This window comes from Acidiphilium sp. AL, assembly GCF_025499445.1.
In the GTDB taxonomy this organism is placed as follows: domain Bacteria; phylum Pseudomonadota; class Alphaproteobacteria; order Acetobacterales; family Acetobacteraceae; genus Acidiphilium; species Acidiphilium iwatense.
The window spans coordinates 40,033-63,612 of the sequence record NZ_JAIMBZ010000010.1 but is presented as its reverse complement, the minus strand read 5'-3'; the positions used below and the strand labels follow the sequence as shown (position 1 = coordinate 63,612).

Here is a 23,580-nt window from a genome sequence, read left to right as displayed (position 1 = left end):
CATGACTAGGCCAGGCTTCGCCTCCACCGGCGACATGACGGAAAAGCAGGTTTCGTTCACCGAAATCGGCCCCGGACTCTGGGCCTATACCGCCGAGGGCGATCCCAATACCGGAATCATCATCGGCGATGACAGCGTGATGGTGGTGGACGCGCAGGCAACGCCGGTGATGGCGCAACGGGTGATCGAAAAAATCCGCGGCGTCACCGACAAGCCTATCAAATACGTCGTGCTGTCGCATTACCACGCCGTGCGCGTGCTTGGCGCCTCCGCCTATGGCGCGTCCGAAATCGTCGCCTCCGAAACATGCCGCGCGATGATCCACGAGCGCGGCAAGGAAGACTGGGACAGCGAATTGGGGCGGTTTCCCCGCCTGTTTCAGGCGGCGGACAGCGTGCCGGGCCTGACCTGGCCGACCGTCACCTTCACGGACAGAATGACAATCCATCTCGGCGGCCGGCGGGTCGATCTCATGCATCTTGGCCGCGCCCATACGGCGGGCGACATCGTCGCCTTCGTGCCGGATGCAGGCGTGATGTTCTCGGGCGATATCGTGGAATATCGCTCCGCCTGCTATTGCGGCGACGCGCATTTCACCGACTGGCCGGCGACGCTGGCGGCGATCGCGGCGTTCAAGCCGAAAGCCCTGGCGCCGGGGCGCGGCGGCGCGCTGGTCGGCACCGCCAAGGTGGAAGAAGCCCTTGCCCTCACCAGCGATTTTCTCAGCAGCACGTTTCGCCCGGTCGCCGAGGTCGCCGCGCGCGGCGGTTCGCTGAAAGAAGCGATGGCCGCGTGCCGCGCCGAATGCGATGCCAAATTCGCGTCCTACGCCATCTACGAACATTGCCTGCCGTTCAACGTGGCGCGCGCCTATGACGAGGCACTCGGCATCGACACGCCGCGAATCTGGACGGCCGAGCGCGATAGGGAGATGTGGGCGGCGCTGCAAGGATAGAGAAAGCAAACGCGGGAGGGGAAAAATGGCGCGCTTCGCCTATGCACCGTTTCCGTATCGCACGCCGCCGGAACTTTCCGGCGGTCGCACGGGGCCCGCGCCGGTGGCGATTGTCGGCGCCGGCCCGGTGGGCCTCGCGGCGGCGATCGATCTCGCTCTGCACGGCGTGAAAGTGGTGATTCTTGACGATAACGACACCGTCTCCACCGGCTCGCGGGCGATCTGCTGGTCGAAGCGGAGCCTGGAGATTTTCGACCGGCTCGGCATCGGCGAACGGATGGTGGCCAAAGGCGTGACCTGGCAGGTCGGCAGGCTGTTCCACCGGGACCGGGAAATCTACGCCTTCGATCTGCTGCCCGAGCAAGGCCACAAGATGCCGGCCTTCATCAACCTCCAGCAATATTACGTCGAACATTATCTGGTCGAGCGCTGCGCCGATTTTCCCGATCTGATCGATCTGCGCTGGAAAAACAAACTGATCGGTGTGGCCCGGCGCAAGGACGGCGTGGTGGCTTCGGTCGAAACGCCGGATGGCACCTATGACCTCGCCGCCGACTGGCTGATCGCCTGCGACGGCGCCCGCTCGCGCACGCGGGAATTGCTCGGTCTCGATTTCGCCGGGCAGGTCTTCGAGGATCGCTTCCTGATCGCCGATGTGGAAATGACGGCGGAATTTCCATCGGAAAGATGGTTCTGGTTTGATCCGCCGTTCCATCAGGGGCAATCAGCACTGCTGCATAAACAGCCTGACCATATCTACCGGATCGATCTTCAGCTCGGCCGCGATGCCGACCCGGAAGAAGAAAAAAAGCCCGAACTTGTGATTCCCCGGATTCAGGCGATCGTCGGCGACCGGGAATTCAGCCTCGACTGGGTTTCGGTTTACACATTCCAGTGCCGCCGCCTGGACCGCTTCGTCCATGATCGGGTGATTTTCGCCGGCGATGCCGCGCATGTCGTCTCGCCGTTCGGCGCGCGCGGCGGCAATGGCGGTATCCAGGATGTCGATAACCTCGCCTGGAAACTCGCGATGGTGATTCATGGCAACGCTGATGCGGCGCTGCTCGCGAGCTACGATGAGGAGCGGATTCGTGCAGCGGACGAGAATATCCGCCATTCCGCGCGCGCGACCAATTTCATGACGCCGAAGAGCGACATGGAACGAATTTTTCGGAATGCGGCGATCGAGCTTGCCGCCGATCATGGATTTGCCCGCCGCATGGTGAATTCGGGCCGGCTGTCGCTGCCGTGCTCGCTCGCCGGATTGTCGCTGCAGACCGATGGACCGGATTGTGCCGGGGCCGCTCCCGGCCTGGTCTGCCCGGACGCGCCGGTGACCGGAGCCGATGGGCGAAATTCCTATCTCCTCGACCATCTCGGCGGCAGCTTCACCCTCCTGGCGATCGGCGATATCGAGGCGCCGTCAATTCCGGGACTCGACATCGTGCGGGTCGGCAAGCGGGGTTTCGCCGATCCCGAAGGGTTGGTCGCGGCCCGGCTCGGCCGCGATGTTCTTTATCTCGTCCGCCCCGACCAGCACATCGCCGCGCGGTTTGTAGCATCGACGCCGGAGGGCATCGCCGCCGCATTCGCGCGCGCCATCCGTATGAACCCGAAAAGAACCGAGGCAGCGGCATGATGGTTCCGATCGACCTTTCAACCGATCGCCTCGGCGGCCGGTCGGACGATGTTTACGCCGCCCTGCTGCACGCGCATGAGGGGCTCGATCCCGATGCGAGTGCGGCACTGAACGCGCGGCTGATCCTGATCCTCACCAATCTCGCCGGCGACCCCGACGCGGTGATCGCAGCGATCGCCGCTGCGGCAAAACGCTGAGGCGTCGATGTTTCGCTACAGCAGAAATCCGAGTTCGAGAACGCCGTAGAACTGTCCGGGTCCGCCCCGATCGGCGCCAAATCCCTGCCCCTGCGCATAGTGCGACAGATGAACATACGCCATCACCGGCCGCACGAAAACGTTTTTATATTGCCAGGTCGGGTTGACCTGAAAGCTCCAATAGGACACGCCGGCGCCGAAGCCGAACCAGTCGCCATAGATCGCCGCGTTGGCCCGATCCGCCTTGTCGGTGTTGCTGCCGACCCAGGCGATCTGGCTGCCGACCGACCATTGCTTGCTGACCTGATAGTCGGTGCTCAGAACCGCGCCCATGTAGCCATAGGTTTTCGCGGCGCCGACAACCGGGTCTTTCGGCGTCCATTGATACTGGACGTAAGGCTGCAGTGTCAGCTTGCCCACGACATAATTGATGCCGCCGCCCACCATGTTGCTGTTGTCGAAGGCGGAAGCCGCGGGTTTGCCGGCAATGATCGTCCTTCCGGCATTGAATCCACCGTAAAGATAAACATAGCTTGCCGGGTTCAGGGTATAGGTCAGCGCCGCCTGCACATAATTGAACTGCTTGGTATAGTAGCCATCGGAAAACTGGGCGTTCAGTGTCACCGGACCGTAACTGAAGTTCGCCTGCACGCCGCGTCCGGTGCCGATTTCGTCATATCCCGGACCGGAGAGAAAGAAATTTGGATTCTTCCAGTCCCGCCCATATTCGAACCCTTCGAGCGAGGTGAGCTTGCCGATCTCGATGCTGAAATGATCGCTCGGATTGAGCGACACCGCGGCAAAGTGAACGGGATCGGTATAGATCTGCCCGGCACGGGGCCGCGTATAGAGAATCTTGGGCGAATCGGCATAGCCGATCACCGGAAACGAATAGGCGCCGATCTCCACGTTGAACCGAACCAACCCCGACGGCTTGACGATATGAATTTGCGCATTGGCGATCGCCGCATTGGTCGGATTCTCGCGCCCGGAGCCATCCGGTATTGGATTGCTGACCACCGCGCCATAGCCGTCGATACCGCCGAGAACATCCCACGTTCCGAGCGGACCGAGATCGACCGGAATCGCTTGCGGTCCATTCATCGCGCGTGCCTCCGGCGCAGCCGCCAGAATCGCGCCAATACCCAGGCCACAAACTAACATCGAGTACATCAATTTCTTCATGTTTCATCGCTCCTTGGTTGTTTGGCGTCCCTGCTGGAAAGTCTTCTTTGTTATTCGGTCTCGTCTATTTGATGCCCAGTGCCTGTTCGGCGGCCGGCAGTGCTTTCTGGCCGGAAGCGGTCTTCACGCCCTTGAGCCAGCTTTGCAGAAGCTGCGGATGCTGCTTGAGATAATCCACCGCTTCATGTTTCGCGCTGACCTTTCCCTTGGCGACCGGCACCATCATCAAGTTTTCCATGGCGACGTTGAATTTCAGTTGCCCGAACAGATGCGCGAGATTCGGGCATTGTCGGGAAAATCCCGGACGCCCGAGCGTATAGACCGTCGCCTGGCCGTAATGCGGACCGAAATATGCGGCACCACCCTTGAGATAGGTGATATGGTAGCGCACGTTCATCGGATTGGGCTCCCAGGCGAGAAACGCGATCCACCGACGCCGGGCGACATCGCGCGAAACTTCCGACAACATGCCGACTTCGCTGGACGCGACTAGCTTCCAGCCCTTGAGGCCATCGGCATTCGCCGCGATCATCTTGCGGATATTCTGATCCGCCGGCGCTCCGGGACCAATTCCGTAGATTTTATGGTCGAATTTCGCGGCATGTTTGTTCAGATCGGATATGTTGTGAACGCCAGCGGCGGCCACATATTCGGGGACCGCCAGGGTAAATTTGGCGCCGCTCAGATTGGTGCCCAGACGCTCGAAACCGCCTTGATAGGATTTGACGAAGTGCTTCTGGGCCGGCATCCAGTTGCCTTGAAACACGTCGATCTGCTGGTTCTTGAGTGCCTGATAGATGATCGGCACCGCCAGATGTTCGATTTTCTGATGGTAGCCAATCGCATCCAGAACTGTTCCCGCGAGCGCGTCGGTGACGCGGATATCGGTCCAGGATGGCTGGCCCATTTTCACCACTTTGCAGGACGCGGGATCGGCCCGCGCCGTCACGGTTATCAACATCGCAACGTTGATGGCACCAAGCCAAACCAGAGTCCGATATTGTCTCGGCATGATCTTCATCCTTTCAGGTTTTCGTGACTTTCGGAAAGCGCGCGCGGCTCTCAAGCTCGCCGAGCTTCAGGTGATTGCGCATATATTGTTCCGAGGCATCGGTGACGGGCTGGAAATCCCAGTGCCGATACCGTCCTTTGCGCAAGGCATCGTTGATGAACCGGCGTCGCTTCTGGCTCGCCAGCACGTCGGCATGGATCGCGGGCAGATCCCAGCGGTGGCCGACCTCGTTGCGAAACGCCGCGACCAGTTCGGCATGGTCGGGGCTATGCGCGAGATTGACCACCTCGTCGGGATCGGCGCGCAGATCGAACAACTGATCGGGGTCGGCCGGCGAATGGATGAATTTGAATGCACCCCGCCGGATCATCACGATCGGCGCGACAGCACCTTCGCCCATATATTCGCCGAAAACCCCGTCGTGCCCGTCATCGCCCGAAAGATGCGCGAGCAGCGACCTGCCATCGACCGGTACGCCATAATCCAATGTCCGGCCACCCTGCGCGATATCAACGAGCGTCGGCAGTATATCCACCGACGACACCGAAGCGGTGACGGTTGCCGGGAGGAACCGTCCCGGCGCGTGCACGATGAGCGGTATCCGGCACGCATTCTCGAAAAACGTCATCTTGTACCAGAGACTGTGCTCACCGAGCATTTCGCCGTGATCGGCGGTGACCATGGTGACGGTCCGCTCCATCAGGCCGCATTGCCGCATCGTGTCGAGCAGAAAACCGATCTGGTCATCGACATAGGAAATCGCGGCATAATAGGCATGGCGCGCATCGCGGATATTGTCCTCGCTCACCGGCTCGCGATCCATATTGGAAACGTACCGGAGCCGTCGCGAATGCGGGTCGAGATCGGCGGCAGCGGGACGAATCCGCGGCATGTCGATCTCGACCGGCTTGTAGCGGTTCCAGTATTCCTCGGTCATCGCGAACGGGTCATGCGGATGGGTCAGCGACACGACCATGCAGAATGGCCGGTCGTCGTCGTCGCGCGCCAGGTCGAACAATTTCCGGCGCGCGCTGAAAATCACCTCATCGTCGAAATCCATCTGGTTGGTGCGCACGCACAGGCCGGCGTCGCGCACCGAACTCATGTCGTGATACCAGTCGGGCCGCGTGTCGAAGTCGCTCCAATCGGGAGTCCAGCCAAAATCGGCCGGGTAGATGTCGGTGGTCAGGCGCTCCTCGAAGCCGTGCATCTGGTCCGGCCCGCAGAAATGCATCTTGCCCGAAAGAATCGTGCGATAGCCGGCATTGCGCAGATGATGCGCGAAGGTGGGCAGGGTCGCCTGAAATTCGACGGCGTTGTCATAGGCGCCGATCGCCGATGGCATCCGGCCGGACATGAAGACATAGCGCGACGGCCCGCAGAGCGGGCTGTTGCAATAGGCGTTGGCGAAGATCACGCCGGTTTCGGCCAGCGCATCGATATGCGGCGCCTTGGCGACGCGGTTGCCATAAGCGGGCAGGGCGGCCGCGCCAAGCTGGTCCGCCATGATGATCAGAATATTGGGCTTGCGTTCAGGTCGCGCAGTCGGCACTCTTGGATGCTCCCGTTTGTCGAAATCCGGCTCAAACCGGAATGCTGAAGACAAAGCAGGAATGTTTGAAGACAGAATCTCCTAATGGTTCGTATTCGCATGACTAATGGCAACTGGCGTTTGATCTTGCCTTCTCTTGCCGTTTTCGAAGCGGCGGGACGGCATCTCAATTTCAGCGGCGCGGCGCGGGAGCTCGGCACCACGCAACCGGCGGTCAGCCATCACATGTCATGGCTGGAAACCGAACTCGGCTGCCTTTTGTTTCGCCGCCTGCATCGCGGCGTCAGCCTGACGCCGGAAGGCCGCGTCCTGTTCGACGCCGTCAGTTCGAGTCGCCAGGCGATCGAGCATGCGTTGACCGAAATCCACAACCGCTCCGGCCGGAAACTCGTCAACATCGCCACCGATTACGGCTTCGCCGGCGATTGGCTGATTCCGCATCTTGCCGCGCTCCCCTCGTCGGTTTCTGATGTCGAAGTGCGGATCGTAGCCTCTCAGTCCGCGATCGACCCCCGAACCGAAGCGGCCGATTTCGTCATTCTGCTGGGCTCGGGGCAATGGCCGGGCTGTGTTAGCACATTGTTGTTTCGCGAAACCGTCTATGCGGTTGCCAGCCCGCTTTTCCTTGCCAAATGCGGGCCGGTGAAAAATGCCGCCGAGCTGGCCCGGTTGCGGCTGCTGCATCTTGAAAGCCGCGACCGCTGCCCCTGGCTGACCTGGAGCGGCTGGTTCGCCGGCCACGGCGTCGCGTTGAATTCGCGCCAGGGCGATTTCTTTTTCAATACCTACTCGCTGGTCCAGCAGGCGGCGATCGCGGGGCAAGGTATCGCGCTCGGCTGGCGACCATTGATCGACCATGCGATCCATGCAGGGCTTCTCGTTCCGGTTCTGGATCAGCCGGTCTCCACCGACATGGGATATTACCTGGTGGAAGGCGCGAACCGGTCAACCCCGCCGGCTTTCGCCCGGTTTCGGGACTGGCTGGTGGCCGAATGCGCGCGCGCAGGCGCCGGGCCGCGCGCGAAATCTACCAGCGAAACCCCTCGGAAGCCTGACGGCGTGCGTCAATCGGGCTAACGCCGTAGCGGCTGCGGAATGCCCGCGCAAAGGCCGAGGCGGACCCGAAGGCATAGGCAGCGGCGGTTTCGGCGACACTGTTGCGCGTCTGCTGCAACATGCGCCGCGCCGCCGCGAGCCGCAGGTTGAGATAGTATCCGTAAGGCGACATGCCGAGCTGTGCATGAAACCGCAACTGCAGATTCCGCACCGACAATCCCGCCTGCCGGGCGATGGTCTCGATCGGCAGCGGCTCGGTCAGGCTGGTTTCCATGAAGCCGATGGCCCTGGCCAAAGCCGGGTCCTTGGTTTTCAGCTCGCCGGCCAGGACGATGTGCTGTGGCTGCTGCGCGATGGTCTTCTGGTCGTAGATGAAGATGCTGGCGGCATCCAGCGCCAAAGCGAGGCCGTGTCGCGCGCGGATCATGTCCAGGATCATGTCGAGGGTTGGCGCGGCGCCGCCGGTCGTGCAGCGCCCGCGATCGATCACATAGCGCTCGTTGACCACGTCCACGGCGGGAAATGCCGCCGCGAATTCCTCGATATCCTCCCAATGGGTGGTGGCGCGGCAGCCGTCAAGCAAACCGGCTTTCGCGAGCACCCAACTGCCGGATTCGATTCCGCCCAGCAGCATGTCGCGCCGCGCCAGGCGCCGCAGGCTGGAGGTCAGGCCCGCGGCGTGGCGCCGCGCACCGAAAGCGGCCACGACGAACAGCGCGTCGCGTATCTCATCGGTGGCAAATTTTCCTTCGACCACGATGGGAATCCCGGAACTGGTCGGCGGCGACGCACCATCGGTGGACAGCAGCCGCCAGCGATACAGCTCCCGGCCCGATGCCCGGTTCGCGGCGCGCAGCGGTTCGATCGTCGCGGCGAGCGACATCAGCGAAAAATCCGGCAGGACCAGAACGTCGATATGACAGATCCTGCCTTCGGCCGATGCGAATAGTCTTGACCAGTCCGACATGGATTTCCGTGAACGGAACGTAGAACTACCGAATTCGTATCAAGATTTTCGCTTTTTGTATAGCATGTTATGCGCACCCGAGACAAGCTTTGCGCGGGAATTTATCGCGGCGACAACGCCGCCTGTTAGGGAACGATCTGCCATGAACTGGGATATTTTCATTACCTGTGCCGTCACCGGCTCTGGCCTCACGGCCGACAGGAGCGAGCACATCCCGATCACCCCGAAGCAGATCGCCGATTCAGCCATCGAAGCGGCGAGGGCAGGGGCCGCGATCGCCCATATCCATGTGCGCGATCCCGCAACCGGCGCGCCGTCGCGCGACCCGGCCCTGTACCGGGAGGTTGTGCAGCGGGTGCGCGACTCGGAAACCGACGTGGTGCTGAACCTCACCGCCGGCATGGGCGGCGATCTCGTTCTCGGCGGCACCGATTGCCCGCTTCCGCTCGATCCGGCCAAGACGGACATGGCCGGCTCGGACGAAAGGCTGGCGCATGTCGCGGAACTGCTGCCGGAAATCTGCACGCTCGACTGCGGGTCGATGAACTTCGCCGAAGGCGACTACGTCATGACCAACACGCCGGCAATGCTCCGCGCCATGGCGCGGCGTGTGCAGACGCTCGGCGTGCGGCCGGAAATCGAAGTGTTCGACACCGGACATCTGGTTTTGGCAAAGCAACTGGTCAGCGAAGGGCTGATCGACGATCCGGTGATGATTCAGCTCTGCATGGGAATCCCCTACGGTGCCCCGAACGACATGGCCACCCTCCAGGCGATGGTGCAGAACCTGCCGGCCGGTTGCGTGTTCTCGGCCTTTTCGATCGGCCGGATGCAACTCCCCTATGTCGCGATGGCGGCGCTTGCCGGCGGCAATGTCCGCGTCGGGCTGGAGGACAATATCTGGCTGAACCGAGGTGTCAAAGCGACGAACGGCCAGCTTGTGGAACGCGCCGCGACGACATTGCGCGCCATGGGCGCGCGTCTGCTGGGTCCGGCCGAGGTGCGCCGCAAGCTGCGCCTGCGGAACCCGGCGGTCCAGGGAGCGGTAGCATGAGCGATATCCGAACCGCCGCGGTGATCGGCGCGGGCGTGATCGGTGCGGGATGGGCCGCGCGCTTCGTGCTGAACGGCATCGACGTTATCGTTCACGATCCCCACCCGGAGGCCGAGCGCCGCACCCGCGACGTGCTGGCGAATGCCGAGCGTTCCCATGCCCGCCTGACCATGGCGCCGAGCGGCCGGCAGGGAACGCTGCGTTTCGCCCCATCGATCGCGGAGGCCGTCGCCCAGGCTGATTTTGTGCAGGAAAGCGCGCCGGAACGCGAGGACGTCAAGAAAGCCCTGCTCGCCGAAATCGACGCCAGGGCGCGCCCCGATGTGCTGGTGTGCTCGTCCACTTCCGGCCTGCTGCCGAACCGCCTGCAAATGGACATGAAATACCCGGACCGTTTCCTGGTCGGGCACCCGTTCAACCCGGTCTATCTCCTGCCGCTGGTCGAATTGTGCGGCGGCAAACGGACCGCCGCCGATGCCATCACCCGCGCGCGCGAATTCTATAACGGGATCGGCATGCGGCCGCTCGTGGTCCGCAAGGAGATCGACGGCTTCATCGCGGACCGTCTGTTAGAGGCGCTGTGGCGCGAGGCGCTCTGGCTGGTGCATGACGACATCGCCACGGTCGAAGAGATCGACGATGCGATCCGCTTCGGCGCCGGTCTGCGCTGGGCCTTCATGGGCACCTTCCAGCTTTACCGCCTCGCCGGCGGCGAGGACGGAATGCGTCATTTCATGGCGCAGTTCGGTCCCGCCCTGCAATTGCCCTGGAGCAAGCTGACCGATGTGCCGGAATTGACCGATGCGTTCATCGACAAAATCGCCAGGCAATCCGACGCCCAGGCCGGCGGCGCTCCGCTTCGCGACGCGGAACGCAAGCGCGACGATTGCCTGGTGGCGATCATGCAGGCGTTGAAAACCCAGGACTATGCCGCCGGTGCGGTATTGGCAGGCTACGAAGAGAAACTCTTCACCGCGGCGCATGAAGACGCCGGTGCTGAGCGCGAGACCGATCCGACCCAGCCTCTGCAATTGCACACCGGCCGCGTGCTCCCCGAATGGGTGGACTACAACAACCACATGACCGAAAGCCGCTACCTGCAAATATTCGGCGACAGTTCCGACGCGCTGTTCCACTCCATCGGCATCGATGGCGACTACCACGCATCCGGCTTCAGCTATTACACGGTGGAGACGCATATCGTTCATCGACGCGAAATCGCCGGTCTTGAACCGTTCTATACCACCACGCAAATCCTCGATGCCGACCCGAAGCGCCTGCACGTGTTTCATCGCCTGCATCACGGCCGATCGCATGATTTACTGGCCAGCGCTGAACAAATGCTGCTGCATGTCGATACGCGGCAGAGCCGTGCCTGCCCCGCGCGCGCCGACATCCACGAACGGGTCATCGCCCTGCGTGACGCGCATGTCCACCTGGAACGGCCCGAGCAGGCCGGACGGCATGTCGGCGTGATGACCGCGCCTGAGATCGCGGCGCCCTAACACCATCCGGCTCGCCTGCGACAGGTCCGAGCCATCGCGAACGAAAAAGAGAGAAAAATGCAGGAAACCGTCCATCATATCGCCGGTCGCCCGAGTCCGACCGCCAGCCGGTCCAATCTGGTCGAAGCCCATTCGATCGATTACATTCCGCTGAAAGAACGTCATGGCAAGGTCTGGCATCTGTGGCCGGTCTGGTTCACCGGCGATGCCCATCTCGCGACCCTCGCGACCGGCGTGCTGGGTCTGTCGATGGGGGCCAACCTGATCTGGACGATCATCGCGATCGTTCTCGGCTGCGCGTTCGGCACGTTCTTCATGGCATTCCACTCGACGCAGGGTCCGCAGCTTGGCCTGCCGCAGATGATCCAATCGCGGCCGCAATTCGGCTATATGGGCGCCTTGCTGGTCTGGATCATCGCGCTCGTCTGCTATATCGGGTTCAATGCGTTCAATCAGTTGCTCGCCGGCCAGACGATTCATCAACTGACCGCCGTTAACACAAAGTTATCGTTTTCGGTCTTCACCATCGTTTCGATCGTCATCGCAATCATCGGCTATGATTGGATTCATAGGGCGCAGCGGCTGATATCGTTCATCATGATCGCCGTTCTGGTGGTTTTCACCGTCGGCGTCAGCGCCTATGCCGGATTTCCCGGACACGCATTCGATCTGGCGTCCTTTCGGTCCATCCCGTTCCTCGCCGAATTTTTCGCGGCGGCGGCCTATCAGTTGAGCTGGGCGATCTACGTTTCCGACTATTCGCGATATCTGCCGCCCGATGTCGGCGTTCGCGCGTCATTCTGGTGGACCTATCTCGGCGCCTTGATCGGCGGCGCCTGGATGATGATCGTCGGCGCGCTCGCCGCAGCCCTGGCGCCCAAGGTCGATGTCGCGCAAGCCGTCCTCCACGCGGGAAATCTGATATTTCCGGGGTTTGGCGTCATCGTTCTCGTCGCCTCGTTTCTTGGTCTGATCACCATCACCGGTCTCAATTTTTACGGCGGCTCATTGACGCTGCTCAGCGCGGTCGATTCGTTCAAGCCGGTGAAAACCAGCGTGAAGACCAGAATTATCAGCGTGCTCGCGGTCGCGGTCGCGGCAACCGCGATCGCCTTCATGGCCTCGGGGAATTTCATGACCGGATTCGGTAATTTCCTGACAATTCTGCTGTATCTGTTCACGCCGTGGACGGCGATCAATCTCGTCGATTTCTATTTCGTCCGGCACGGAATGTACTCGATCCGCGAAATTTTCAATCCAAAGGGCATGTATGGCCGCTGGAACTGGCGCGGCCTGGTCGCCTACGCGATCGGCTTCGTCGTCATGATCCCGTTTTTCAGCACCGGCATCTATACCGGGCCGATCGCCCACATGCTGGGCGGCGCAGATATTTCGATGCTCGTCGGCCTGCCGGTTTCCACCATCGTCTACCTTCTCGCGTGCCGTTCCCTGAACCTCGCCGCCGAGCGGCGCCTGGTGGAGCGCGCCGATGCGAGCCTGGAGCCGGTGGTCGCGAAACGAAGCCACGCGCCAGCAATGGCCGACGCCAAATGACGACAGTGTGATCGGAACGCGACTTTCCAATTTATACCGGCCACTATTGTAATAATGTCGGCTATTGTGGATGCGGAAGACTTCCCTTCGTGTGCTGGGGGGATTGTGTGTCATGACGCCCGCTATATATCAGTCCGTGCATCCAAACACTTGTCGAACTGTGTTTTTTGGTCGGGCCTGCGGGATCGGCAGCCCGGCAGGCCCGGTCTCCGAACGATCGGGCAGTTCGCTCGCCAAACCGCACGCCCTTATTCCCTGGAACCAACGCCCCGTGTCGCCCATGCCCCAGCCCAGAACCACTCCGAGCCTTCCCGCATCGGCAGACGCCAATTGGCGCGCCATGGTGGCGCCCTATCTGAGGCCGGATGCGCGGCGTGCGCTGATCCAGTTGGTGAACACCGGATTGCCGTTCCTTGCGGTAATGGCGAGCATGTTCGTGGCGCTGGACCATGGAATCCTGGCGGCGGCGCTGCTGTTTCCCGTCGGTGCGGTGTTGCTGGTGCGGTTGTTCATGTTCCAGCATGACTGCGGACATGGCTCGTTCTTCGCGGCGCGCTGGGCGAACGATCTGCTTGGCTGGGTGCTGGGTGTGCTGACCCTGACGCCATACACGTCCTGGCGCGGCAGTCACGCGATCCACCATGCCAGTGCGGGCAATCTGGACCGCCGCGGCATCGGCGACGTCACCACGCTGACGCTGCCCGAATATCTGGCCCTGCCGAAATGGCGGCGACTTGCCTATCGGCTCTACCGGCATCCTCTGGTGATGTTCGGTATCGGCCCCATCTGGCTGTTCTTCATCTGCAATCGTATCCCGGCCGGCAATCCCCGGCGCCGCTGGCGGGACTGGCTGAGTATCATCGGCACCGACGCGGCTCTGGCCGCCATGCTGGCCACGCTGGTGCTGACCCTCGGGCCGGCGGCGGTGCTGCTCGGCTGGCTGCCGGTCATGCTGCTGGCGGCCTCGATCGGGGTCTGGCTGTTCTATATCCAGCACCAGTTCGAGGACGCGTACTGGGAGCCCCGGTCGCGTTGGGATTTCCGCGCGGCGGCGCTGCAGGGCGCCTCGTTCTACGACCTGCCGCGCGTCCTGCACTGGATGACCGGCAATATCGGGTTTCATCACATTCACCATCTTTCCAGCAGAATTCCGAATTACCGGCTGCGCGAATGCCACGAGGCAAATCCCGCCTTCCAGGCAGCACCTCGGCTGACCTTGCGCGCCAGCCTGAAATGCGCGCGCCTTGCTTTGTGGGACGCGGAACGGCGCAAGCTGGTGCCGTTCGGGGCGTGACATCGCGGGGAATTTTGCCGCCGAATCGCTCGGAATAATCCTCTTGCGCGCAAACGATCCCGAATGCAGGATGCCGCAAACATCAGGAGGAGATCGCCATGGCCTTGCGCGCGGAAATCCCCGTCACCGAACTGCTCAAGAACGATCCGAAGAACTGGGGCCGCTGGGGTGCGGAGGATGAGGTCGGCAGCCTGAATTTCCTGACCCAGGCGGAGGTTCTGCGCGGCGTTCAGGCGGTGAAGCAGGGCAAAACCTTCACCCTCCAGGTAATGATGGGCCATCCAAAGGGCGATCCGGTCTGGCCCGGCCGCGCCCAGCCGGTGCGCGTCAACGTGATGGACAAGGGGCATTATCTATGCGGCAAGGGCCCGGTGTTTCCCGGCCACGCCGAATACGCCGACGATATGCTCATCATGTATCTGCAAGGCTCGACGCAGTATGACGCGCTCGGCCATGTCTGGTGCGACGACACGCTCTATAACGGCTACGACGCGCGCACCACCGCCGGCAAAATGGAAAAAGCCAGCGTCCTGCCGATCGCCGAACGCGGCGTCGCCGGGCGCGGGATATTGATCGACATCGCCCGCCATCGCGGCAAACCCGTGCTCGATCGTGGCGAGACGTTCACCCATGAGGACGTTCTCACCGCCGCCAAGGCTCAAGGCTGCACCATCGAGAAACACGATATTCTACTGATCCGCACCGGCTGGATCGGCTCGTTCTACGATCGCGACAAGACCGAATTCTACAAGGATTTCATCGAGCCCGGCCTCACCTATTCGCCGGCACTGGTCCAATGGTTTCATGAAATGGAGATTCCCAACCTCGTCACCGACACCATCGCCAACGAGGTCACCGCCGATCCGGTTTCCGGCGTGGTCCTGCCGCTGCATAACGCGCTGATGCGCAATCTCGGCATCACCTTCACCGAAATCGCCGCGCTCGACGCGCTGGCCGAGGATTGCGCGAAGGACGGCCAATGGAGTTTTCTCTACACCGCCGCACCGTTGAAGGTCGCGGGTGGCACCGGCGCGCCGGTCAATCCGGTGGTGATCAAATAGGCGGCGGCCATGAGCGTTCCCGCGAGCGTCTATGACGACAAACCCTGGCTCGGCCTGTATGATCCCGGCCAGCCCGAAACCTTGACCCAGGATTATACCGATGCGCTGGCGATGTTCCGCTCAGCCGTCGTCCGCGCGTCCAACCGCCCGGCGATCCTGTATTTCGATGCCGCGATCACCTATGCCGAACTGGATCGTCTGAGCGATTCTCTTGCGACTTTCCTGATCGAACGCGGTTTCGCGAAAGGCGACCGCTTCGCGATCTATCTGCAGAACGTGCCGCAATTCGTCATCGCCATCGTCGCGGCCTGGAAAGCCGGCGGCATCGCGGTCGCGGTCAACCCGATGAACCGCGTGCGCGAAATCGGCGTGCTGTTCGCCGATTGCACACCGCGCGCGGTGATCTGCCATGGCTCGACCTATGAACAGACCGTCGCGGCGCTCGATCCAGCGCTCCGCCCGCAAATCGTCATCACCACCAGCGCGCTTGCCTTCCAGACCCGCAACGATCCGCGCCTGTTCGCAGAGGTCAAGCCCGGACGCGTCGCCCACACGGCCGATTTCGAAACCGTCATGGCCGAAGCAGGCAAGCCCACCCCGCCGCCACGATCCGGCGCGGACGACATCGCCTTCCTGGTCTATACCTCCGGCACCACCGGCGTGCCGAAAGGGGCGATGAGCACCCATGGCAACGTGACGTTCAACGCCCAGACCTATCGCGACTGGATCGGCCTGGATGAGGGCGCGCCGCTCCTTGGCATCGCGCCCTTGTTCCATATCACCGGGCTGATCGGCCATGTGGCGGCGGCCTTCATCACCGCCGCCCCGCTCATCCTCGCCTATCGGTTCGAGGCGGGCGTGATGCTCGATGCGATCGAGGAACACAAAGCCGCCTTCACCATCGGCGCGATCACCGCCTTCATCGCGATGATGAACCATCCGAGCGCGGTGCCGGCGAAACTCGGAACGCTCACCAAAATCTATTCCGGCGGCGCGCCGATTCCGCCCTCCGTGGTCGTCGCGTTCCGGGAAAAATTCGGCCACTACATCCATAACGGCTATGGCCTGACCGAGACCAATTCGCCTTCGCATGTCGTGCCGCTGTCGCGCGAGGCGCCGGTCGATCCCGCTTCCGGCGCGCTGGCCATCGGCGTGCCGGTCTATAACACCACCTCGTGGATCTGTGATGACGACGGCAAACCCGTGCCGATCGGCGAGGTCGGCGAAATCGTCACCCAGGGCCCGATGGTGGTCCCCGGCTACTGGAACAAACCCGACAAGACAGCCGAAGCGATCCGCGCCGGGCGGTTCCACACCGGCGATGTCGGCTTCATGGACCGGCAGGGCTGGTTCTACCTGGTCGATCGCAAGAAGGACATGATCAACGCCGCCGGCTACAAGGTCTGGCCGCGCGAGGTCGAGGATGTGCTCTACACCCACCCCTCGGTGCGTGAGGCCGCGGTGGTCGGCGTGCCGGATTCCTATCGCGGCGAGACGGTCAAGGCGGTGATCAGCCTGAAACCCGGCGCCACGACCACGCCGGAAGCCATCATCGCCTTCTGCAAGGAGCGTATGGCCGCCTATAAATACCCGCGGGAGGTCGCGATCATCGACGATCTGCCGAAAACCGTCACCGGCAAAATATTGCGCCGAGAATTGCGCGGTTGATCAACATCCATGTTGAACAACTTGTAGTTGAATTGTAACCTGCCTCCCATCAGCGGAGGCAGGCATGAGCGGAACGTTGCAGATCGTCGGGCCGGGCGAGGTCGAGTTGATCGAGGGTGTCGCCACCACCTCGCTCGATCTGCTGCCGCCCGGCGGCATCGCCCTGGCCGATTCTAACCCTGCTGCAAGCGTTTCTGTCACCCTGCAAAGCCCGGCCGCGCTGTCGGCCAGCAGCGCGGGCGGCGCGACGATTTCCGGCGTGTCCGGCAACCTGACCATCTCCGGCGCCCTCGCCGCGGTGAATGACGCGCTCGCCAACCTGTCGATTTCCGGCACCGCGCCGGGCACCACCACGATCGCGATTGCGGCGAGCGACGGCACGCTCGGCACCACGGCCACGCTCGCAGTGCAGACCGTGCCGGACGCGCCGCCCGCCTTCGTCGCACCGCCGTCAAGCCTCGCCCTCACCGCCGGAATCGCCACGCCGCTCGGTCTCACCCTCGCCGACGGTGCGGCGTCGGCGCTCGGTGTGCTGGGCGCGGCCCCGGAATCGCTCACCGTCACGCTGATCGCGAGCAGCGGTGACTTATTGCTCGACCCTTCGGCATTTCCGGGCATCGCGATCGTCGGCGATGCCACCGATGCGATCACCCTGTCCGCGACCTCCGCCGATCTTGCCGGGCTGAACGCCGCCCTTTCCGCCATCGCGCTGGAGGCGCCGTCCGGCGGCACGTTCGAATACATCGCGCGGCAGACCGGCGGGCCGCTGACCGCGACCGTCACCTCGGGCAGCCTGACCTATGCCGCGTCGGGCAGCATCGCCGCGAGCACCGAAACCTGGTCGGGCGGCGCAGGGGACTGGCAAAATCCGGCCGATTGGTCGGGCGGCGCGGCACCCGGTCTCGGCAGCACGGTGACCATCGGCAATGGCGCGACACTCGAAGGCGACGGCGTCGCGGCGCAAATCTCGCTCGCGGCGAATGCCTCGGTGGTTCTCGACGCCGCGATCGGCGTCGGCTCCGCCGATCTTGCCGCCGGCGGCACTCTCGCGATCATTGGTGGCAGCTTCAACGCGGGCGGCGTCACTCTCGGTCCGGCCGGCGCGCTGATCGATTTCGGCGCCCTGGTGCTGGAGGGGCTGGACGCGCAGGGCACGGCGCTGCTGCCCAATGGTGCGGTGCTTGGCGGCCCGGTCGCGGTGCAACAAGGTGGGTTGATCGACTTTGCCGGGCTGGTGCAGGTGGATTCGGCGGCGGCGACGACCGGCCTCATCGCTATTTCGCTGGATGCCGGCGCCACCATCGAGGGCGCCGGCACGCTGATCGCCGGCAATTTCAGCGAATCCGAAAACATCGCCGGCCCAGGCACCATCCTCGCCCGCGGCCCCGCGCCGCTCACCGTCTCGGCGGGCAGCCTCGGCGGCGGCGCGCATCTGGTCATCGCCCCCGGCGCGGTGCTGGAACTCGGCGCGATCTCGCCCTTGTTCGGCGTGTTTAACCCGACGCCGATCAGCGTCGATGGCTCGGCGACCATCAGTTTCGCACCCGGCGCGAGCGACGCGCGGGATCGCGGCCCCTATGCCAGCGCGCTGGGCGAGCAGGGCGGCGTGCTGGTGCTCGACAATCCCGGCCATTTTTCCGGCACCATCGACAATTTCGCCCCCGGCGACCGCATCGTATTCGGTACCCTGACCAGCCTGTCGGTGTTCGACGTCACCGGCACCTCCTTCGAGGTTTCGGGCGTGAACGCGGCGGGCCAGACCGAGATCGTGACAATCCACGCCAGCTACGCCAGCGGATCGAGCCCGGCGATCGAAACCGACGCCGCCGGCAATCCGGTGATCGGCCTGCGCGCCACCGGCGCCGCCCTCACCGTGAACGACACCCCGGCCACCAGCGCGGAAATCGACGCGGTCGGCGGCTTCGCCACGCCGATCGAGGGGCTCGGCCTGATCGTGCCGAGCAACGGCGGCGCCGGGCTGGTCCTCACCATCGCCCCGGTTACCGGGCTGATCGCCGAGTCGGGCGGTGCAGCGACCGCCTCGCTCACCCTGACCGCCGCGACCGCGCTCGCGCTGAACGCCGATCTCGCGGCGCTCGCCTATACGTCGCGGGGCAGCGGTTCGGGCGATACGCTGCGCTTTACCGGCGGCGGCGGGCTCGCCGGCTTCACCGCCGCGATCGGCGTCGCTGTCACCGCCCCGGCCACCCTCGGCTTCGATGGCGCCAGCGGCGCCGGGTTCGGCGCCGACGATGCCTGGCAGGGCGGCGTCGCCCCCGCGAACGGCGATCTGGCGGTGCTCGGCACCCATGCCGGCGGCCCGGACATCGTCACCGGACCGGGAGTCGCGGGCGAGGTTTCCATCGGCGGAGCTTACGATCTTGCCGGGGTTTTCGATCTGCCCGGCCTGGCCGGCACCGCGCTCGACATCGGTTCCGGCGCGACGGCGCTGTTCGACGCCAACGCCGTCGTCACCCTCGGCGGCGCGGCCATGATCGGCGATGTAACGGGCGCGGGCACTCTGGGCGTCGCCGGAACCCTGGTTGGCGATATCACCGTCGGTGGCGCGGCGCGGGCGGCCGGCAGCCTGCTCGATGTCACCGGCAGCGTCTCGGGTTCCAGCCTCGCGATCGGCACCGAAGCGCCGGCAACGGCCGATGTCGCGGGAACGCTGGGTTTCGCGGCCACCACGCTCGGCGGCGCGGCCGGCTCCGGCGCGATCCTCGCCGCCGGCACCGCATCGCTCGGCCTCGGCGCGCTCGATATCGCGAACGGTACGCTGTCCCTCGCCGGCAGCGCCATCGCGACCGCTGGTTCCACTACCCTCGCCGCTGGGTTGCTGGCCATTGGACCCGAAACTGGCCTCACCGCCGGCACGATCGCGATCGGAGTTGCCGCGACGCTGGATCTCGCGGGACATCTCGCCGCCTCGGTACTCGATGCCTCCGGCGCGGCAACCATCGCGGGCGGTGTGGCATCGCTCGCCGGCGCGGTCAGCCTCGGCTCCGGTGCAATGCTCGATTTTGCCGCCGGCACGCTTGCCGCCGCGAGCCTCACCGTCGCCTCCGGCGCCACCCTCACTGGTTCCGGCGCGATCGGTGCCGCCGCGACCGGCGTGTCGCTCATTCCGATCGATGCCGCCGGCATGCTCGAAGCCGAGGGCGGCACACTGATCCTGGGCGGCGATCTCGCCGGCGATGCGGCCATCGCGGCGAACGCGGTGCTCGATCTGGTGGGCGGCGCATCGGGCGGCACCATCGGTTTCGCCGGGACCGATCCCGCGCAGTTCGCGCTTGCCACCGGCTCGGGCCAGCCATCCCCGACAGTCTCTGGCGACGGCCATGGCGGCAGCCTGATCACCGCCGGCGGCGCGATGCCGTGTTTCACGCGCGGCACGATGCTGCTCACCCCGGACGGCTACCGGACGGTGGAAAGTCTCCGGCCGGGAGACAAGCTTGTCACCATCGGCGGCATCGCCCGGCGCGTCGCCTGGATCGGCTGGCGCAGCCTCGATCTCGCGACCGATCCTTCGGTGGACGCGTTGCGCCCGGTGGCGATCGCGCCGGGCGCCTTCGGGCCGGGCCGGCCGGGCCGCGTGCTCGCCGTCTCGCCGCTGCACGCCATTTTCGTGCAGGACGCGCTGATCCCGGCGATATTGCTGGTCAACGGCGCCACCATCACCCGCGACGCGGCGGCCTTCGCCGTCACCTATTATCATGTCGAGCTCGACCGGCACGATATCGTGCTCGCCGAAAACCTGCCCGCCGAAACCTATCGCGACAACGGCAATCGCGGCCGCTTCGCCGAATCCCTCGGCGTGCCCGGCGCATTCCTGCCCGCCTGCGCCGAACTGATGCTCGGCGGCACGCCGCTCCGCGCCGCCCGCATTGCACTGCACCGGCGCGCGCTCGCGTTGGGCTATGAAATCGTCCATGGCACCCGGCTCGACGCCGCGATCGGCGCGGATATCGTCGTCGCCCGGCGGCGCGGCACGCGCATGATCTTCGATCTGCCGAACCCCACAAACCGGATCGCGCTGCGCACCGCGTGCGGCGTCCCGGCCGAAACCGATCCGGCATCCGAGGACCGCCGCCGCCTCGGCGTCTGCGCGGGCGCGGTCCGCGCCGATGGGCGCATCGTCGCCGCCGAAACCGGCGCCGGATGGCATCCGCGCGCCCCTGCCGACCGGGGACGCTGGAGCACGGAACGGGCGGAGCTTCTGCTGCCACGCGCCGCGCGGCGCATCAGCATGGAAATCCTCGGCAGCATTCCGTGCTGGCAGGCGAGCGCCATGCCTTATATCATGTCTCGCTGATCTTGCGCCGCACCGCAAAAGGCGCATGTGCCATCCCATGCGCGCGACACTCTCCCGCCGGACCCTGCAAATCGTGATAGCCATCGCCGGGCTGGTCCCGGTCGGCGCCGGACTTGCCGGAATCATCGCGGGCCCAGGCTTCGTCGGGCAGGTGCTGGCAATCCCGGACCTCACCAGCCATTTCGCCTATCTCTCGGGGCTGCTGCTCGCCATCGGCCTGCTGTTCTACAGCACGATCCCACGTATCGAGCGCCACGCCGCCCGGTTCCGCCTGCTGACCCTGATCGTGGCGATCGGCGGCCTCGGCCGGCTTGCGAGCCTGGCGCTCCATGGCGTTCCCGGACCGTCGATGCTCTTCGGCATGACCATGGAACTCGTCGTCACCCCGCTTCTGTGCCTCTGGCAGTCGCGTATCGCCATTTGACAATCCGCCTCGCCTTCTGTAGCGCCTCCCGCATTGCCGGGAACGCGGACGCATCTTCGGGATGCGCGCCCGTCTCGCTGCGCGTGCAGCGGGGCCTACCGGCGCAACACGAAGAAAAAGGAGTGCGGCACGCATGACCAAGCGTACCGAAAGCAAGTACAAGATCAACCGCCGCCTCGGCGTCAATCTCTGGGGCCGGTCGAAATCGCCGATCAACAAGCGCGAATACGGCCCCGGCCAGCACGGCCAGCGCCGCAAGAAGCCGTCGGATTTCGGCGTGCAGCTCATGGCCAAGCAGAAACTGCGCGGTTATTACGGCAATATCGGCGAAAAGCAGTTCTACCGGTATTACGAGGAAGCGGTCCGCCGCCGGGGCGACACCTCGGAAAACCTGATCGAATTGCTGGAGCGCCGGCTCGATGCGGTGGTCTACCGCATGAAATTCGCGATCACCCCGTTCGCCGCCCGCCAGTTCGTCAGCCACGGCCATATCCTGGTCAACGACCGCCGCGTGAACATCGCCTCCTATCAGGTCCGCGACGACGACGTGATCGAGGTGCGCGAGAAATCCAAGCAGCTCGCCGTAGTGCTCGACGCCACCCAGAGCGCCGAGCGCGACGTGCCGGAATACATGGAGGTCGATCACCGGGCGATGAAGGGCCGCTTCACCCGCGCGCCGAAACTGGCCGACGTGCCCTATCCGGTGCAGATGGAACCCAACCTCGTCGTCGAGTTCTACTCGCGTTAAAAGACTGCCCGTAAATTCTACTCCGGCGGCCATGCAACGCGGTTTTCTCCGCTTCCGGTGCTCACGTGCCTTCAGGCACGCTCCGCACCGGTTCTCGAAAACCACGCCGACCGACTCGCCGGAGCGAATTTCCAGACAATCTTTATGTCCTGTCCGGGTAATCCGTTAATTTCGCGTCATCCGCCCACGCGCACATTGCCAATCGCGCCGGAGCAGGCACTATGCCGGCTTCGGCGCTAGAGCAAGGTAGGTTCTGGTTGAACCATTCCGTTCAATCAGAACCGGCCAGCTTGCTCGCCAAAACAAAAGTAGAGCGTGATTGACTTGAACCGATCACGCTCTACTCCCATTGGTAATGAAAGGGTGAGCATGACATCACTTCGGACCGATCGAACCATCCGCTCCAGGCGGCTCCGGGGCGCGATCACCCTTGCGCTGGGGCTGGTCATGGCAGGCGCCTTGTCGGGCTGTATTTCGCTCGGCGGCGGTTCGCCGCCGCAGAAAACCTATATCGTCGTGCCGCCGGGATCGCAGGCGGTCCCGGTCCCGCCGCCGAACCAGTAAGCGATCAAGACTCGGGCGGAAACGCCCGCGCCCTGACCTCCTCGGCATAGTGGCCGATCGCGCCCCGGACCAGCCCGGCGCCGTCCAGATAGGTCCGGGCGAAACCGGGCACATAGCCGCCGGTCAGGCCAAGCACGTCGTGCAGCACCAGAATCTGCGCATCGGTGCCACCGCCCGCGCCGATGCCGATGGTCGGCACCGCCACGCGCCGGGTGATCTCGGCCCCGAGTGGCGTGGGGATCGCTTCCATCAGCACCATGCGGGCACCGGCTTCGGCCAGGGCGACCGCATCCAGGATCAGCCGTGCCGCCGCATCCTCGGTCTTGCCCTGGCGCTTGAACCCGCCGAACTGCCGCACATGCTGCGGCGTCAGCCCGATATGCGCACAGACCGGCACCGCCCGCGCCGACAGGAACCCCACGGTCTCCACCATGGCGGCGCCGCCTTCGAGCTTGATGACATCCGCCCCGGCCTTGAGCAGTTCGGCGGCGCTGGCGAAGGCCTGCGCCGGTCCCGCCTCGAAGCTGCCGAACGGCAGATCGGCCATGATCAGGCAGTCCGGCGCGCCGCGCGCGACCAGCCCGGTATGATACACGATCTGGTCGAGGCTGACGCGCAGCGTATCGCGCTCGCCCTGCACGGTCATTCCCAGCGAATCGCCGATCAGGATGCCGTCGATCCCCGCCTCCTGCGCCAGCCGCGCGAACGGATAGTCATAGGCAGTGATCAGCGCGCGAATTTCGCCGTCGCGCTTGGCGCGATCCCAGGACGCGATCGATTTCCGGTCCGTCTTCCGCGCCGGCGTGACCTGTCCGACAGGCTTGTCCATC

Annotated in this window: 19 protein-coding genes; 14 read left to right on the top strand and 5 right to left on the bottom strand. The window is 64.3% G+C overall.

What is annotated here, in order from left to right; translation table 11 throughout:
* Position 1: 1 nt before the first annotated feature.
* From AiwAL_RS08680 to AiwAL_RS08670, 3 genes are read left to right on the top strand one after another with little or no spacing between them, the layout of a single operon-like run.
* On the top strand, positions 2-955 hold the full coding sequence (locus AiwAL_RS08680) for an MBL fold metallo-hydrolase (protein WP_235702390.1): 954 nt from the start codon (positions 2-4) through the stop codon (positions 953-955).
* A 25-nt stretch (positions 956-980) separates the two neighbouring features.
* Positions 981-2,594, top strand: a complete 1,614-nt coding sequence (locus tag AiwAL_RS08675) for an FAD-dependent oxidoreductase (protein ID WP_262312524.1) — start codon at positions 981-983, stop codon at positions 2,592-2,594.
* On the top strand, positions 2,591-2,791 hold the full coding sequence (locus tag AiwAL_RS08670) for a DUF2783 domain-containing protein (RefSeq protein WP_262312523.1): 201 nt from the start codon (positions 2,591-2,593) through the stop codon (positions 2,789-2,791). The genes AiwAL_RS08675 and AiwAL_RS08670 overlap by 4 nt, the downstream gene beginning before the upstream one ends.
* A 15-nt stretch (positions 2,792-2,806) precedes the next feature.
* On the opposite strand, the gene AiwAL_RS08665 is transcribed toward AiwAL_RS08670, so the two are convergent.
* From AiwAL_RS08665 to betC, 3 genes are all read right to left on the bottom strand, one after another.
* Positions 2,807-3,976 carry an outer membrane beta-barrel protein gene (locus AiwAL_RS08665; RefSeq protein WP_235702393.1) on the bottom strand — a complete coding sequence of 390 codons (1,170 nt, stop codon included), beginning with the start codon at positions 3,974-3,976 and terminating at the stop codon, positions 2,807-2,809.
* A 64-nt stretch (positions 3,977-4,040) separates the two neighbouring features.
* Positions 4,041-4,988, bottom strand: a complete 948-nt coding sequence (locus tag AiwAL_RS08660) for a glycine betaine ABC transporter substrate-binding protein (RefSeq protein ID WP_262312522.1) — start codon at positions 4,986-4,988, stop codon at positions 4,041-4,043.
* A 13-nt stretch (positions 4,989-5,001) separates the two neighbouring features.
* Positions 5,002-6,540, bottom strand: a complete 1,539-nt coding sequence (betC, locus tag AiwAL_RS08655; protein ID WP_262312521.1) for a choline-sulfatase — start codon at positions 6,538-6,540, stop codon at positions 5,002-5,004.
* Positions 6,541-6,639: 99 nt separating this feature from the next.
* On the opposite strand from betC, the gene AiwAL_RS08650 reads away from it, so the two are divergent.
* Complete coding sequence (locus tag AiwAL_RS08650) at positions 6,640-7,617, top strand: LysR substrate-binding domain-containing protein (RefSeq protein ID WP_262312520.1); 978 nt, start codon at positions 6,640-6,642, stop codon at positions 7,615-7,617.
* Here the strand turns inward: AiwAL_RS08650 and AiwAL_RS08645 are convergent.
* A complete protein-coding gene (locus AiwAL_RS08645) occupies positions 7,568-8,563 on the bottom strand; it encodes a GlxA family transcriptional regulator (protein WP_235702397.1) in 996 nt (331 codons plus the stop codon). The two genes, AiwAL_RS08650 and AiwAL_RS08645, sit on opposite strands and share 50 nt — an antisense overlap.
* Before the next feature lie 142 nt (positions 8,564-8,705).
* On the opposite strand from AiwAL_RS08645, the gene AiwAL_RS08640 reads away from it, so the two are divergent.
* The 10 genes from AiwAL_RS08640 (at position 8,706) to AiwAL_RS08595 (ending at position 22,750) form a co-directional block, all read left to right on the top strand.
* Complete coding sequence (locus AiwAL_RS08640; protein ID WP_235702398.1) at positions 8,706-9,617, top strand: 3-keto-5-aminohexanoate cleavage protein; 912 nt, start codon at positions 8,706-8,708, stop codon at positions 9,615-9,617.
* A complete protein-coding gene (locus tag AiwAL_RS08635) occupies positions 9,614-11,122 on the top strand; it encodes a carnitine 3-dehydrogenase (protein ID WP_262312519.1) in 1,509 nt (502 codons plus the stop codon). Before AiwAL_RS08640 ends, AiwAL_RS08635 begins: the two co-directional genes overlap by 4 nt.
* A gap of 57 nt (positions 11,123-11,179) precedes the next feature.
* Positions 11,180-12,676 carry a cytosine permease gene (locus AiwAL_RS08630; RefSeq protein ID WP_262312518.1) on the top strand — a complete coding sequence of 499 codons (1,497 nt, stop codon included), beginning with the start codon at positions 11,180-11,182 and terminating at the stop codon, positions 12,674-12,676.
* A 340-nt stretch (positions 12,677-13,016) separates the two neighbouring features.
* Positions 13,017-13,970, top strand: coding sequence for a fatty acid desaturase (locus AiwAL_RS08625; protein WP_235702401.1), 954 nt, complete (start codon positions 13,017-13,019; stop codon positions 13,968-13,970).
* A 98-nt stretch (positions 13,971-14,068) separates the two neighbouring features.
* Positions 14,069-15,031, top strand: a complete 963-nt coding sequence (locus tag AiwAL_RS08620; RefSeq protein WP_235702402.1) for a cyclase family protein — start codon at positions 14,069-14,071, stop codon at positions 15,029-15,031.
* A 9-nt stretch (positions 15,032-15,040) separates the two neighbouring features.
* Positions 15,041-16,699: a class I adenylate-forming enzyme family protein gene (locus AiwAL_RS08615; protein ID WP_262312517.1), complete on the top strand. Its 1,659-nt coding sequence runs from the start codon at positions 15,041-15,043 to the stop codon at positions 16,697-16,699.
* Positions 16,700-16,763: 64 nt separating this feature from the next.
* A complete protein-coding gene (locus tag AiwAL_RS08610) occupies positions 16,764-21,014 on the top strand; it encodes a Hint domain-containing protein (RefSeq protein WP_262312516.1) in 4,251 nt (1,416 codons plus the stop codon).
* Between the two features lie 37 nt (positions 21,015-21,051).
* On the top strand, positions 21,052-21,438 hold the full coding sequence (locus AiwAL_RS08605) for a DUF4345 domain-containing protein (protein ID WP_262312515.1): 387 nt from the start codon (positions 21,052-21,054) through the stop codon (positions 21,436-21,438).
* A 133-nt stretch (positions 21,439-21,571) separates the two neighbouring features.
* Positions 21,572-22,186, top strand: coding sequence for a 30S ribosomal protein S4 (gene rpsD, locus AiwAL_RS08600; RefSeq protein ID WP_235702406.1), 615 nt, complete (start codon positions 21,572-21,574; stop codon positions 22,184-22,186).
* Between the two features lie 369 nt (positions 22,187-22,555).
* Positions 22,556-22,750, top strand: coding sequence for a hypothetical protein (locus AiwAL_RS08595; RefSeq protein WP_235702407.1), 195 nt, complete (start codon positions 22,556-22,558; stop codon positions 22,748-22,750).
* Between the two features lie 4 nt (positions 22,751-22,754).
* On the opposite strand, the gene panB is transcribed toward AiwAL_RS08595, so the two are convergent.
* Positions 22,755-23,579: a 3-methyl-2-oxobutanoate hydroxymethyltransferase gene (panB, locus tag AiwAL_RS08590; protein WP_235702408.1), complete on the bottom strand. Its 825-nt coding sequence runs from the start codon at positions 23,577-23,579 to the stop codon at positions 22,755-22,757.
* Between the last annotated feature and the right edge of the window lies 1 nt (position 23,580).